The sequence below is a fragment of the Protofrankia sp. BMG5.30 genome (assembly GCF_001983005.1).
Lineage (GTDB): Bacteria > Actinomycetota > Actinomycetes > Frankiales > Frankiaceae > Protofrankia > Protofrankia coriariae.
On the sequence record NZ_MOME01000023.1, the window covers coordinates 1 to 15,174 of the forward strand.

The 15,174-nt window shown below is 75.3% G+C and carries 3 protein-coding genes; all 3 read right to left on the reverse strand.

What is annotated here, in order from left to right; translation table 11 throughout:
* Positions 1–33 precede the first annotated feature (33 nt).
* The 3 genes from BL254_RS14130 to BL254_RS28385 all read right to left on the reverse strand — a co-directional run bounded on the left by BL254_RS14130 (position 34) and on the right by BL254_RS28385 (position 15,138).
* A complete protein-coding gene (locus BL254_RS14130) occupies positions 34–354 on the reverse strand; it encodes a helix-turn-helix domain-containing protein (protein WP_076843522.1) in 321 nt (106 codons plus the stop codon).
* 277 nt (positions 355–631) lie between these two features.
* Entirely contained in the window at positions 632–4,000 is a 3,369-nt protein-coding gene (locus tag BL254_RS14135; RefSeq protein WP_052914945.1) for a type I polyketide synthase, read from the reverse strand.
* A gap of 80 nt (positions 4,001–4,080) precedes the next feature.
* Positions 4,081–15,138 carry an SDR family NAD(P)-dependent oxidoreductase gene (locus tag BL254_RS28385; protein WP_371390658.1) on the reverse strand — a complete coding sequence of 3,686 codons (11,058 nt, stop codon included), beginning with the start codon at positions 15,136–15,138 and terminating at the stop codon, positions 4,081–4,083.
* Positions 15,139–15,174 lie beyond the last annotated feature (36 nt).

Below are 15,174 nucleotides of genomic sequence, written 5' to 3' on the forward strand. Positions count from 1 at the left end.
ACCTCGCGGTCGGCATCGCCGCGTCTTCGCGGATCACCTAATGGTCCTCATAGGGGCCAGCCGGCCCTCCGCCGACTTCTTCCACACCCGCAACTCGACGTGCGCCTCACCGAGCGCGGTCTTGAGCTCCTCGACCTCGGCCGCCAGCGACTCCTCCCGGCTCGACGGACGGGACGACCCGCCCGCGGCCAGACCGGCCCGGCCAGCCTCCAGGAACTGCTGCTTCCACTTGCCGACCGACGTCTCCGACACCTTGTTCCGCCGGGCGGCCTCCGCGATCGTCACCTCGCCGGCGAGCACCGACAGCACGATCCGGATCTTGTCCTCGGCGGGGAACACCGGGGGCCGACTCATCTGATCTCCTTGGGCTCAGGGCCAACAAACCCCTGTGCCAAGAATTCTGACGCGCGACACTCGAACAGGACTGCCCTGAACAAAAGCCTGAACAACTGCAGAGACGGTCGCCGTGGTGCGCGCCGCGATACGCAACGGGCCGTCCGCTCCGGGTGGAGGGGACGGCCCGTGCCGTCGGCGGAAGCCGCCAGCGCCCCTGCCGCTGCCTCCGTGCCTCCCCCCGCGCCTGCCCCTGCCCCTGCCAGCGCTGCTGGCAGGGGCGCTGACGGCGCCGCTGTCAGGCGGTGGGCACCGCGGGCTGGGGCTCCCCGGCGCGGTCCGCTGTCAGCTCGGCGTGCAGGAGGCGGGCCAGCCCCGCGGCCGTGGGATGGTCGAACACGGCGGTCGGTGGCAGGCGCACCCCGGTCTGCGCGTGCAGCCGGCTGGTCAGCTCCAGGGACGTGAACGAGGACAGCCCGGCGTCGATGAGGCTGGCCTCGGGGTCGACCAGGTCCGCCGAGGCATGCCCGAGTATGTCGGCGATGTGCCCGCGCAGCAGTTCCACCAGCAGGTGCTCCCGTTCGGCCTCGGACGCCGCGGCCAGGTCCTGCCACCACTGGCCGGTCCATGCCGCCGGCTGCGCGGCGCCGTCGGCGGCCTGGCCGTCGACCGCGCCGTGACCGGCTGCCGCGTGATCGGCCGTGGTGTTGTCGGTGCCCGGGTCGTCGACGGGTTCCGCCGGCCGGAGCGGGCGGGTGGTGACCCAGTAGCGGGTGTGCTGGAAGGCGTAGGTGGGCAGCCGGACCCGGCGGGCGCCGGCGGGGATGGCCGGCGCCCAGTCCACGGCGGCGCCGTCGGCGTGCAGCCGGCCGAGGGCGGTGAGCAGCGCGCGTGGTTCCGGCCACCGGTCGCGTAGCAGCGGTACCTGGATCCCGGCGGCCGGGTCGCGCAGCGAGGCGGTTGCCAGGGCGCTGAGGGTGCCGTCCGGGCCCAGCTCGACGAACCGGGTGACGCCCAGATCCTCCAGGGCGCGGATGCCGTCCTGGAACCGGACGGTTCCCCGCAGGTGCCGCGTCCAGTAGTCGGCGGAGAGGAGATCGTCGCCGGTGGCCAGCGCGCCGGTCACGTTGGACACGACGGGGATGGCCGGTGGGGTGAACGTCAGCCGGCCGGCCTGCCGCCGGAACTCGTCGAGGACGCCGTCCAGGTGAGGTGAGTGGAAGGCGTGGCTGACCCGCAGCCGGCGGGCCTTCACCCCGCGGGCGCGGAACCGTTTGGCCAGGTCCGCCACCACCTCCTCGTCGCCGGAGACGACGGTCGACGTCGGGCCGTTGACCGCGGCGATCGACACCCGGCCGGTCAGCTCCGCCAGTTCCGCGGCGACCTCGTCCTCGGTGGCGTGCAGCGACACCATCGCGCCGCCCTCGGGAACGCTCTGCATCAGCCGTCCGCGCAGGATGACGAGAGCGGCGGCGTCGGCCAGGCTCAGCACCCCGGCCAGGTGGGCCGCGACCAGCTCGCCGACGGAGTGGCCGATCAGGTAGTCGGGCGTCAGCCCGAACGACGTGACCAGCCGGTACAGCGCGACCTCGTGGACGAACAGCGCGGCCTGCGCGAGGGCCGTCCGGTTCAGGATCGTCGTGCTCTCGGGGCGGGGCGGGGCGAGGACGAGGTCGCGCAGGGGACGGCCGAGGTGGGGGTCAAGGTGGGGATCGAGGTGGGCGGCGGCTTCGTCCCAGGCGGCGGCGAAGACGGGGTGGTGGTCGTGGAGTTCGCGGCCCATGCCGGGGCGTTGGCTGCCCTGGCCGGTGAACAGGAAGGCGATGCGCCCCGGCCCCGCCGCCGGGCGCGGCGCGCCGCGGGTCCCGCCGCCGGTGGCGACGGCGCGCAGCCCGGCGAGTGCCTCGGAGCGGTCGGCGGCGACGACGACCGCGCGGTGGGCGAACAGCGACCGGGTCGTGCGCAGCGAGTGCCCGACGTCGTTCAGGTCGAGGTCGAGGTCGGGGTGTGCGGTGAGGTGGGTGTGCAGGCGGGTGGCCTGGGCGTTCAGGGCGGTGGAGGTGCGGGCGGACAGCAGGAGGGGAACGGGGCGGGGCAGGGCGGTGCCGGCGGCATCGGTGCCGGTGGTGCCGGCGGCACCGATGGCGTCCGCGGTGCTGGCGTGGTTCTCGCTGCCGCTGGCCGTCGGAGCGGTGCCGTTCGCGCTGGTGCCGTCCGGAGCACTCGGCGTGTCCGGGGTGTCCTGGGTGCTGGCGCTGTCTTCTGGCGTGGGGGGTGCTTCGAGGATGAGGTGGGCATTGGTGCCGCTGATCCCGAAGGAGGAGACGGCGGCGCGGTGCGGGTGGGCGCTGGTGGGCCAGGGGGTAGGGGTGGTGGCCAGGGCGAGGGGAGTGGTGTCCCAGTCGAGATGGGGGGTGGGCGTGGTGGTGGAAGGAATGGTGGCGGGGATGTGGCTGTGGCGCAGGGTGTGGGTGGTGGTGATGATGCTGGCGATACCGGCGGCGGCTTGAGCATGACCGAGGGTGGCCTTGATGGCGGAGAGGAACAGGGGCTGGTCGGTGGGCCGCTGCTGGCCGTAGGTGTTGTGGAGGGCGTGGGCTTCGATGGGGTCGCCGAGGGTGGTGCCGGTGCCGTGGGTTTCGACGAGGTGGATGTCGGCGGGGGTGAGGCCGGCGTCGGTGAGGGCGGTGGTGATGACGCGTTGTTGGGCGGGGCCGTTGGGGGCGGTCAGGCCGTTGGAGGCGCCGTCGGAGTTGACGGCGCTGCCGCGGATGACGGCGAGGACGGGGTGGTTGTTGCGCTGGGCGTCGGAGAGCCGCTCAAGCAGGATCATCCCGGCGCCCTCGGAGAACGCGGTGCCGTTGGCGTCCGCGGAGAAGGGTTTGCAGCGGCCGTCGGGGGCGAGGCCGCGTTGGCGGGAGAACTCGATGAAGGTGGCGGGGCTGGCCATGACGGTGGCGCCGCCGGCCAGAGCGAGGGTGATCTCGCCGCGGCGCAGGGCCTGGACGGCGAGGTGGACGGCGACGAGKGAGGAGGAGCAGGCGGTGTCGATGGTCAGAGCCGGGCCGTGCAGGCCGAGGGTGTAGGAGATCCGCCCCGAGGCGACGCTGCCGGCGTTGCCCGTCATCAGGTGGCCGTCGAGGCCGGCGGGCGGCGGGGCGGCGAACGACACGTACTCCTGGGCGATCAGCCCGACGTACACCCCGGTCCCGCTGCCCCGCAGGGACAGCGGGTCGATGCCGGCGTTCTCTATCGCCTCCCATGACGTCTCCAGCAGCAGCCGGTGCTGCGGATCCATCGCCCGCGCCTCCCGCGGGCTGACCCCGAAGAACTCGGCGTCGAAGTCGCCGGCGTCGTCCAGGAAGCCGCCGTGGCGGGTGTAGGTGGTGCCGGAGCGGTCGGGGTCCTCGGCGAAGAGCGTGTCCAGATCCCAGCCGCGGTCGCGCGGGAACGTGTCGATGATCTCCCGTCCGTCGGCGAACAGCTGCCACAGCTGCTCGGAGGTGGCCACACCGCCGGGGAACCGGCAACCCGCCCCGATGATCGCCACCGGTTCGCGCTGGGCGTTCTCCAACGCGGCGAGCCGTTCCCGGGTCCGGGTGAGGTCGGCGGTGACCCAGCGCAGGTAGTCGACGAGTTTGCGGTCTTCTGACCGGTCTTCTGACATGGGGCGGTTCCTCTTCCGGCGGTCCTGGTCCTCTTCCGACGGCTCTTTCCGGCAGCTCGGCCGGTGGCTCTTCCGGCGGCTCAGCGGTCGGAGAGCCGGCCGAGCTCGTTGTCGATGAAATTCATGATCTCTTCGGCGCTGGCCACCGCCACTGTGGAGCTGTCGGAGCTGCCGGAGCCGTCGACGCCGGTCGCGCCACCGCTGCCGCCAGCCAGGTCGTCGAGGACCCGCCACAGCCGGGCGCCGAGATCCAGCTGGGCCGCGCCGTCGCGGCCGAGCGCGGCCAGCGCCTCCTCCAGCCGCTGCAGCCCGGCCAGCGCCTCGGCGGCGGGGTCCGGCGGTGGGACGAGCTCGGCCAACAGGTGGTCGGCGAGCGCGGCCGGGGTCGGATAGTCGAAGACGAGGGTCGGTGGCAGCCGCCGGCCGGTCGCCGCACCCAGCCGGTTACGCAGCTCGACGGCGGTCAGCGAGTCGAACCCCAGCTCCTTGAAGGCCCGTTCCGCGTCGACGGCGGCCACGTCGGCGTGGCCGAGCACGGCGGCGGCCTGGGTACGGACCAGCTCCCGCACCACGTCCACCCGGGCGGGTTCGGACAGGCCGGCCAGCCGGGTGGCCAGGTCGTCGCCGGCCACCGGCTGTGCCGCCGCGGCGGCGACGGGCAGCCGACGGGTGCCGACCAACCGGCGCAGCAGGGGCGGTACCGGTCCGCCGGAGCGGTCGAGCGTCGACAGATCCAGCCGGGTGGCGAGGAACGTGGCGGACGTCGACGTCAGGGCCTCGTCGAAGAGAGCCAGGCCGTCGGCGGTGGGCAACGCGATCAGGCCGCCGCGGGCCAGCCGGGCGAGATCGGCGCTGCCGAGGCCGCCGGTCATCGTGCTGGCCTGCGCCCACAGCCCCCAGGCGACCGAGGTCGCGGGCAGCCCGCGGGCACGGCGGTGGACGGCGAGCGCGTCCAGGGCCGCGTTCGCCGCCGCGTACGCCGCCTGACCGGCCCCGCCGAACACCCCGGCCGCCGAGGAGAACAGCACGAAGGCGGCCAGGTCCAGGTGCGCGGTCAGCTCGTGCAGGTGCCAGGCGGCGTCGACCTTCGGCCGCAGGACCGCCGCGAGACGCTGCGGGGTCACCGAGGCCAGCACCCCGTCGTCGAGCACCCCGGCGGCGTGGACCACCGCGGTCAGCGGATGCTCGGCGGGCACCGTGCCGAGCAGCGCCGCCGCGGCGTCGCGGTCGGCGACGTCAACCGCGACCTGCCGGACCTCGGCGCCCAGCTCGGTGAGCTCGGCGGCAAGCTCGGTGGCGCCGTCGGCCGCCGGCCCCCGCCGGCTGGCCAGCAGCAGGTGACGTATGCCGTGCCGGGTCACCAGATGACGGGCGACGAGCCCGCCGAGGGTGCCGGTACCCCCGGTGATCAGAACCGTCCCGGCGGGGTCGAGCCCGGTCGGCAGCCGCAGCTCCAGCTTGCCGATGTTGCGGGCCTCCCGCAGGTGGCGCAGGGCGGCCGGCGCGTGGCGGACGTCCCAGGCGATGGCCGGGGGCGCCGTCACCACGCCCCGCGTGAGCAGCCCGACCACCTCGCGCAGCTCGCGCTGGATGTCGTCGTAGTCGAGCTCCACCAGGTCGAACGGCAGGTAGCGCACCCGCRGGTGGTCGGCGGCGACCGCCTGCGGCGCGCGCAGGTCGGCCTTGCCGAGCTCGACGAACCGGCCGCCGGGGCGCAGCAGCCCCAGCGAGGCGTCGATGAACGTCCCGGTCAGCGAGTTGACGACCACGTCGACACCGGCGGCGAAGCGGGTGGCGAAGTCCAGGTCGCGGGAGGAGGCGATGTGCTCGTCGTCGAGCCCCAGGGCGCGCAGCGCCGGCCACTTGCCCGGGCTGGCGGTCGCGAACACCTCCGCGCCGAGATGGCGGGCCAGCCGGACGGCGGTGACACCGACCCCGCCGGCCGCCGCGTGGACGAGCACCCGCTCGCCCGGCCGCACCTGGGCGAGCTCGACCAGGCAGTGGTAGACCGTCAGCCAGGCCGCCGGTACCACCGCCGCCCGCGCGAAGGTCCAGGTGTCCGGGACCGGGACGAGCAGCCGGTGGTCGGTCACCGCGTGGCTGCCGACCGCCCCCGACAGCAGGCCGAGCACCCGGTCGCCGACCGCCAGGCCGGTCACCGCGGAGCCGACCTCCACCACGACGCCCGCCGCCTCGGTGCCGATCAGCGCCTTCCCTGGATACACACCGAGGGCGATGAGCACGTCACGGAAGTTCAGCCCGGCCACCCGGACGGCGACCCGCACCTCCTCGGCGGCCAACGGCCGGTCCCCCTCCTCGGTCGGGAGCAGGGCCAGGTTCGCCAGGGTGCCGCGGGCGGTGATGTCCAGCCGCCAGGAGCCCTCGGCCGGCACGGCCAGCGCCGCGGCCGGGTCGGGCCGCTCGAGCGCCGGGGCGAGCGTGGCGCCGTCCCGCAGGGCCAGCAACGGCTGCCCGCCCGTCAGCGTGGCAGGCAGGTCCGAGACGCTGGCCGAGCCCGGCCGGTCGGGGACGCCGAGGTCGACGAGGGTGATCCGGTCGGGATGCTCGGCCTGGGCGCTGCGGACCAGCCCCCACACGGCTGCGGCGGCCAGATCCGGCGCGCCGTCGCCCTCGGCGACACTCACCGCACCCCGGGTGACGACGACGATCCGGCTGCTGGCCAGCCGCCCGTCGGCGAGCCAGGACGTCAGCGTGGCCAGCACGGCGGCGGTGGTGTCGTGCACGTCGCGCACGCCGGCGCCGCCGTCGACCGCGAGGACGGCCACCGCCGGCGCGGCGTCCCCGGCGTCTCCGGTGCTGTCCGTGCCGGGCCAGGGTGACACCTCGATGCCCGTCTCCGCCAGCGCCGCGGCCAGACCGGCCGTCCATGCCGGGCCGGCCGAGGAGACCAGGCCGTCCGAAGCCAGGCCATCCGAGGAAGCCGGACCGTTCGAGGCGACAGGGGTCTTCGAGGAGACGGGGGCCTTCGAGGAGATGGTGGCCTTCGAGGAGATGGTGGCCAACACCCAGCGGGGGTGCCGCGCCGCCGGGGCCGTCCCGACCGCGTCGGTGGAGCGCCGGGGTGCCGGCACCCCGGCGGAGACCGGCGCCTCGGCGGGGAGCGGCGCCCAGACCAGGTCGTAGCGGGCGTCGCGCACGTCGACGCCGCCAAGGCTGGCAAGGCCTGCGAGCTGGCCGGCGTCGACCGGGCGGACGGTGAGGGCGTCGGCGGTCAGCACGGGCGCCCCGGACGGGTCGGTGACGACCAGTTCGACGGTGTCCGCTGCCAGCGGCCGTAGCCGCACCCGCACGAAACCCGCCCCCTGGGCGTACGCGGTGACCCCGGACCAGGAGAACGGCAGCCCGGCCTGGTCGAGGACGCCGAGCCCGAGCCCGTGCAGGGCGGCGTCGAGCAGCGCCGGGTGCAGGCCGTGCCAGCCGGCGGTGCCGCCGGCGGCGTCGGGCAGCCGCACCTCGGCGAGGATCTCGTCCCCGAGCCGCCAGGCTGCGGTCAGCCCACGCAGCGCCGGGCCGTAGTCGTAGCCGCGGGCCGCGAGGCCGTCGTACAGGTCGGTGACGTCCAGCGGTTCACCGCCCGGCGGTGGCCATTCGGCCGTGGCCGTGGCCGGGGGTGGGCCGGCGTCCGGCGACGGCGACAGGGTGCCGCTGGCCACGGCACTCCACGGCCGCGGTGGCGTGGTGGCGGTGGGTGTGGCGGCGTCCGCGTCGTACGGCCGGGTGTGGATCTCGAGCGCGCGCCGGCCGTCGTCGTCGGGCTCGGCCACGCTGACCTGCAGGTCCAGCCGGCCGGACGCCGGTATCACCACCGGCGCGGTCAGCAGGAGCTCGTCGAGCCGGCCGGCGCCGACCTCGCCGCCGGCCCGCAGCGCGAGCTCGACCAGTGCCGTGCCGGGCAGCAGCACGGTCCCGGCGACGGTGTGGTCGGCGAGCCAGGACGCGGTGCGGCGGTCGGCCTGGCCGGTGAGCAGCAGCCGGTCGCCGGTCGCCGGCCGGACGGCCGCGCCCAGCAGCGGATGGTCCAGCCCGCCGAGGCCGAGGTCGGCCGGGTCGCGGCGGCGGTGCGCCGGCTCGAGCCAGTAGCGTGACCGCTCGAACGGGTAGGTCGGCAGGTCCACCTGCTTCGGGCGCGGCCCGGCAGCCCCGGCGAACACGGTCGGGAGGTCGACCGGCACGCCGTGGGCGTGCAGCGCGCCGAGAGAGGTCAGGAACCGGCGCGGCCCCTCCTCGTCCCGTCGCAGCGACCCGACGGCCAGCGTCGGCAGCGGCCCGGCAACGGCGTCGAGCGTCTCCTGGACACCGATGGTGACCACCGGGTGCGGGCTGGACTCGACGAACACCCGGTGCCCTTCCGTCACCAGCTGGCGGATGACCGGTTCGAACCGGACGGTGCCGCGCAGGTTGCGGTACCAGTACTCGGCGTCGAGGCCGGCGGTGTCGATCAGTTCCCCGGTGAGCGTCGAATGGAACGGCACCGACGACGAACGGGGACGGATCTCGGCGAGCGCCGTCACGATCTCGTCGCGGATCGCCTCCACCTGCACGGAGTGCGACGCGTAGTCCACCGGGACGATCCGGGCCCGCACCCCGGCGGCGACCTGCGCGTCGACGAAGGCGTGCAGGGCGCCGACCGCRCCGGAGATGACGGTGGACGCCGGGCCGTTGATCGCGGCGACGTCGAGCTCGTCACCCCACGGGGCGATCAGCTCGGCGACCTGTGCCGCGGGCAGCGGCACGGAGGCCATCCCGCCGGCGCCCACGATCCGCCGCAGCACCGCCGCCCGCCGGGCGACGACCGCCGCCGCGTCGGACAGGCTCAGCGCACCGGCGACGTACGCGGCGGCGATCTCCCCCTGGGAGTGGCCGACGACCGCGGCCGGCTCGACACCGAAGGAGCGCCACAGCGCGGCGAGCGAGACCATCACGGCGAACAGGGCGGGCTGCACCACGTCCACCCTGCTCAGCCAGGCGTCGTCGGGATCGCGCAGCACGTCGCCCAACGTCCAGTCGACATGCTCGGCCAGCGCGCGCTCGCAGGCGCGCAGCTCGTCGGCGAACACCGGGAACGCCGCCGCCAGGTCGGCGGCCATGCCGAGCCACTGCGAGCCCTGCCCGGGAAAGACGAGGACGACCCGTCCCGGGTCGGCCGCCGCCGTGCCGGTGACCAGGTCGGGGCTGGGCGTCCCGGTGATCAGCGCGGCCAGGCCGCGGCGCAGCTCGTCGCGGTCCGCGGCGACGACGACCGCCCGCTCCTCGAACGTGGAGCGCCCGATGGCCAGCGCGTGCCCGACGTCGACCGGGCCGAGCTGTGGGTCGGCGTCGAGCAGCGCGTCGAGCCGCTCGGCGCTGGTGCGCAGCGCACTGGCGGTGCGCGCCGACAGCGTTACCGGTACCACCGCTGGCCCGGCGGTGGCCGCCTCGGCCGCCGTCCCGTCGCCATCTTCAATGTTGTTACTGTCGGTGACAGAAGGCTCCGGTGTGGTGTCCCCGCTGTCCTCGCTGTCCCCGGGTGGGCTTTCCAGGATGACGTGCGCGTTGGTGCCGCTGAGGCCGAAGGCCGACACCCCGACGCGCCGTGGCCGGTCGACGTCCGGCCACGGCGTCGCCTCAAGCAGCGGCTCGACCGCGCCGGCGCTCCAGTCCACCTTGGGGGTGGGGGCGTCGACGTGCAGCGTCGGCGGCAGCACGCCGTGCTGGAGCGCCATGACCATCTTGATGACCCCGCCGACGGCCGCCGCCGCCTGGGCGTGGCCGATGTTGGACTTCAGCGACCCGAGCAGCAGCGGACGCCCCTCGGGCCGCTGCGCGCCGTAGGTCGCCAGCAGCGCCTGCGCCTCGATCGGGTCGCCGAGGACGGTGCCGGTGCCGTGCGCCTCCACCGCGTCGACGTCGGCGGGCCCCAGCCGGGCCGCGGCCAGCGCGGCGCGGATGACCCGCTGCTGCGCCGGGCCGTTCGGCGCGGTCAGCCCGTTGCTCGCGCCGTCGGAGTTGACGGCCGAGCCGCGGACCACGGCGAGCACGCGGTGGCCGTTGCGGCGGGCGTCGGAGAGCCGTTCGACGAGCAGCATGCCCGCCCCTTCGGCGAAACCGGTCCCGTCGGCGGTGGCGGCGAACGCCCGGCAGCGCCCGTCGGGCGACAGGCCGCGCTGCCGGCTGAAGTCGAGCAGCAGATGCGTGGTGGCCATCACCGTCACGCCGCCGACGAGCGCCAGGTCCGCCTCGCCGCGGCCCAGCGCCGCCCCGGCCAGGTGCAGGGCGACCAGGGACGACGAGCAGGCGGTGTCGATGGTCAGCGACGGGCCGTGCAGGCCGAACACGTAGGACACCCGGCCGGAGGCGACGGAGGCGGCGTTGCCGGTGCCCAGGTAGCCCTCGAACCCGTCCGGCGGGTCCGCCATCAGCCGGGAGACGTAGTCGTTGACGTTCAGCCCGGCGAACACGCCGGTGCGGGTGCCGCGCAGCGTCGTCGGATCGATGCCGGCCCGTTCCACCGCCTCCCACGCCGTCTCCAGCAGCAGCCGCTGCTGCGGGTCGGTGGCCAGCGCCTCCCGGGGGCTGATGCCGAAGAACGCCGGGTCGAACTGGTCGGCGTCGTGGAGGAAGCCGCCCTGGCGGGTGTAGACCTTCCCGGCCCGGTCCGGGTCGGGGTCGTAGAGGTCGTCCAGGGGCCAGCCCCGGTTGGTGGGGAAGTCGCCGACCGCGTCGGTGCCGGTGACGACCAGGCGCCACAGGTCCTCGGGGGAGCGGACGTCGCCGGGGAACCGGCAGGCCATGCCGATGATCGCAAGCGGTTCGGCGCTGTCCCCGCCGGAGCCGCCGGCGCGGACGGCGGTGACCACCGGCGCGCCCGCGGCGGGCCCGCTGCCGGCGAGCACCTCCAGGAGATGGTCGGTGAGCGCCCGCGGCGACGGATGGTCGAAGACGAGCGTCGCCGGCAGGGTCAGCCCGGTGACACGCCCGAGGCGGTTGCGTAGTTCGACCGCGGTCAGCGAGTCGAAGCCCAGGTCCTTGAACGACCGCTCGGCGCCCAGCTCCCGGCCGGCGGGCAGCCGCAGGACCGCGCTCACCTGGGCGCGGACCGCGTCCGCGACGGCGGCCCGGCGCGCCGGCCGGGACAGCCCGGCCAGCCGGTGGACGATCGAGTCGGCGCCGTCCGCCGGGCCGCCGGCCGTGGTGGTCGCGGCGACCCGCCGACGCACCCGCCGGGGCGCCGCGGCGCGTGCCGCCGGCGTGGCGTCCGCGCCGGTGCCCGCCTCCTGGTTCGCACCGGTTCTGGTGTCGGCGTCGGCGTGGGTGTGGGTGTGGGTGTGGGTGTCGGTGTGGGCGGACGCCTCGGCCGGGTCGTCCGGGCGGGTGCCGGCGCCGAGCGTCCCGGCGAGCTGCCCGGCGCTGATGGAACGCAGCGTCACGGCGCCGGCGGTCGCGACCGGCGCGCCGGCCGGGTCGGTCAGCGTCACCTGGACGGTGTCCGTGCCGCGTGTGACCAGCTCGACCCGCAGCGCGCGGGCACCGACCGCGGCCAGGGTGACGTCGGACCAGACGAACGGCAGCCGCAGCCGCGGCGTCCCGTCCGCTTCGACGGCGCCGAGCGCGTCGAGGGAGAGGGGCTGCAACGCGGCGTCGAGCAGCGCCGGGTGCAGGCCGAAGCCGGTGTCGTCGGTGTCGTCGGGCAGCGCGATCTCGGCGTGGACGGCGTCCGGTGTGCGCCAGACCGCGCGCAGGCCCCGGTAGGCGTCGTCGTAGTCCACCCCGGCGGCGGCCAGCCGCGGGTACAGGTCGGAGATGTCCACCGCGACCGCCTCCGGCGGCGGCCACGCGGCCGCTGTTCCCGCCGTGGCCGGCGCGATGTCGGCCGGATTGCCGGCCGGATTGTCGGCCTGGTTGCCAGTCGGATTGTCGGTCAGGTCATCGATCAGAGCGTCGTCGGGGCCGAGCCGGCCGGTGGCGTGCCTGGTCCACGGCTCGTCCGCCGCGGCGTCCGCGGGACGGGAGTGGACGGCGAGCGCGCGCCGGCCGGTGCCGTCGGCGGCGGCCAGGGAGATCTGGATGTGCAGCGGATCGTCCGTCAGCTCCAGCGGCGTCGCCAGTATCAGCTCCTCCAGCCGGCCCAGCCCCACGTCGTCGCCGGCCCGCAGGGCCAGTTCGACGAAGGCGGCGGCGGGCAGCAGCGCCGAGCCGAGCAGCCGGTGCCCGACCAGCCAGGGGGCGCTGGTGGCCGAGACACGCCCGGTGAGCAGCACGGTGTCGCCGTCGGCCGCCCGCACGCTCGCGCCGAGCAGCGGATGGTCGACGGCGGCGAGGCCCAGCCCGGCGGCGTCGCTCGGCGCGGTCGTCACGTCCAGCCAGAGCCGGCTGCGCTCGAAGGGATAGGTGGGCAGGTCGACGTGCGCGGCCCGCCGGCCGGCGAACAGCGGCGCGAAGCCGGCCGGGGCGCCGGCCGCGTGAGCCTCGCCCAGCGAGCGCAGGAACYGCGCCCAGCCACCGTCGTCACGCCGCAGCGTCCCGATGGCGAGGGCGGTCGTGGCGGCTCCCGCCCGCTCCAGCGTCTCCCCGATGCTCACGGCCAGCACCGGGTGCGGGCTGGTCTCGATGAACAGGCGGTGGCCGTCGTCGACGAGCGCGCGGGTCGCGTCGCTGAAGCGGACCGTCTCCCGCAGGTTGCGGTACCAGTACTCGGCGTCGAGGGTGGCGGTGTCGAGCCGGCCGCCGGTGACCGCGGAGTAGAACGGCACCTGGCCCGTCCGCGGTGTCACCGACGCCAGTGCCGCCAGCAGTTCGTCGCGCAGCGCCTCGACCTCGGCGGAGTGTGAGGCGTAGTTGACCGGGATGACCCGGGCCCGCCCACCGGCGGCGTTCACCGCGTCGACGACGGCCTGTACCGCCGCCACCGGCCCGGAGATCACGGTGGCGGTCGCGCTGTTGACGGCGGCGATGCTGATCTCGGCGCCGATCGCGGCGGCCTGCCGCTCGACCTCCTCGGCCGGCAGGGCCACCGACGCCATCGTCCCGGCGCCGCTGATCCGGGCGATCGCCTGGCTGCGCAGGGCCACGATCCGGGCCGCGTCGTCGAGGGAGAGCGCGCCGGCGACGTACGCGGCGGCGATCTCCCCCTGGGAGTGGCCGACGACCGCGGCCGGCTCGACACCGAAGGAGCGCCACAGCTCGGCGAGCGCGACCAGGATCGCGAACAGCGCGGGCTGGACGACGTCGACCCGGTCGAGCGACGGCGCGCCCGGGGCCTCGCGCAGCACGTCCGGCAGGGACCAGTCGACGTGCCCGGACAGCGCGGCGGCCGCCTCGTGCAGCTTCGCGGCGAAGACCTCCGAGGTGTCCAGCAGCTGCCTGGCCATGCCGGCCCACTGCGACCCCTGCCCGGGGAAGACGAACACGACCGGGCCGGCCGTGGCCGCCGCTGGGACGGCGGTGTCCGCCACGGTGTCCGCCGCCTCCGCCAGGGCTGGGAGCGCCTCGGCATGGTCGGCCGCCACGACGGTGGTCCGGTACTCGAACAGGGCGCGGCGGGTCAGCAGGGCCTGCCCGACGTCGCGCAGGTCGAGGTCGGGGTGCGCGGTGAGGTGGGCGTGCAGGCGGGCGGCCTGGGCGCTCAGCGCGGCCGAGGTGCGGGCGGACAGCAGCAGGGGGACGGGACGGGGCGGGGCGGTGTCGGCGGTGGCGTCCGCGTCGGTGGTGTCCGCGTGGTTGTCGGCGATGCCGACGCCGGCGTCGGCTGCCGGGCTGAGGGTGACCGTGGCGCTGTCGCTGGTGCTGTCGGGTGCGGGGGGCGCTTCGAGGATGAGGTGGGCGTTGGTGCCGCTGATCCCGAAGGAGGAGACGGCGGCGCGGTGGGTGCCGGTGGGCCAGGGGGTGGGGGCGGTGGCCAGGGCGAGGGGGGTGGTGTCCCAGTCGAGGTGGGGGGTGGGTGTGGTGCTGGCGGGGATGGTCGCCGGAATGTGGGTGCGCTGGAGGGTGTGGGCGGTGGCGATGATGCCGGCGACGCCGGCGGCGGCCTGGGTGTGACCGATGGTCGCCTTGACGGCGGACAGGAGCAGGGGCTGGTCGGTGGGGCGGTGCTGGCCGTAGGTGTTGTGGAGGGCGTGGGCTTCGATGGGGTCGCCGAGGGTGGTGCCGGTGCCGTGGGTTTCGACGAGGTGGATGTCGGCGGGGGTCAGGCCGGCGTCGGTGAGGGCTGCGGTGATGACGCGCTGCTGGGACGGGCCGTTCGGCGCCGTGAGCTGGCTGCTGCGCCCGTCGGAGTTCACCGCGCTGCCGCGGACGACGGCGAGGACGGGGTGGTTGTTGCGCTGGGCGTCGGAGAGCCGTTCCAGGACGATCACGCCCGCGCCCTCGCCCCAGGCGGTGCCGTTGGCGTCCGCGGAGAAGGGCTTGCAGCGGCCGTCCGGCGCCAGCGCGTGCTGCCGGGAGAACTCGACGAACGTGTTCGGGGTCGCCATCACCGTGACCCCGCCGGCCAGAGCGAGGGTGATCTCGCCGCGGCGCAGGGCCTGGACGGCGAGGTGGACGGCGACGAGGGAGGAGGAGCAGGCGGTGTCGATGGTCAGGGCGGGGCCCTGCAGGCCGAGGGTGTAGGCGATCCGTCCGGAGGCGACGCTGCCGGCGCTGCCGGTGCCGAGGTAGCCCTCGAAACCGTCGGGCACCCGGCCCAGCAGCCGCAGTGCGTAGTCGTCGTACATGACGCCGGCGAAGACGCCGGTGGGGGTGCCGGTGAGGGTGGTGGGGTCGATGCCGGCGTGTTCGAGGGCTTCCCAGGTGGTTTCGAGCAGGAGGCGTTGTTGGGGGTCGATGGCGAGGGCTTCGCGGGGGGAGATGCCGAAGAAGTCGGGGTCGAAGTCGCCGGCGTTGTGGAGGAAGCCGCCGTGGCGGGTGTAGGAGGTGCCGGGGTGGTCGGGGTCGGGGTGGTAGAGGTGGCCCAGGTCCCAGCCGCGGTTGGTGGGGAATTCGGTGATGGCGCTGACCCCGGAGTTGATCAGTTCCCAGAGTTCGGTGGGGGTGGTGACGCCGCCGGGGAACCGGCAGCCCGCTCCCACGATCGCTATCGGCTCGTTCTCACGCGCGGTGACCTCGCGCAGCCGTCGACGGGTCTCCTGCAGATCCGTCGTCACCCGTCGCAGGTACTCCCGCAGTTTGTCCTCGTTAGC

Bases quoted from the DNA above. Each gene is read 5' to 3' on its own strand.
- BL254_RS14130 (WP_076843522.1), bottom strand. From the start codon at position 354: ATGAGTCGGCCCCCGGTGTTCCCCGCCGAGGACAAGATCCGGATCGTG.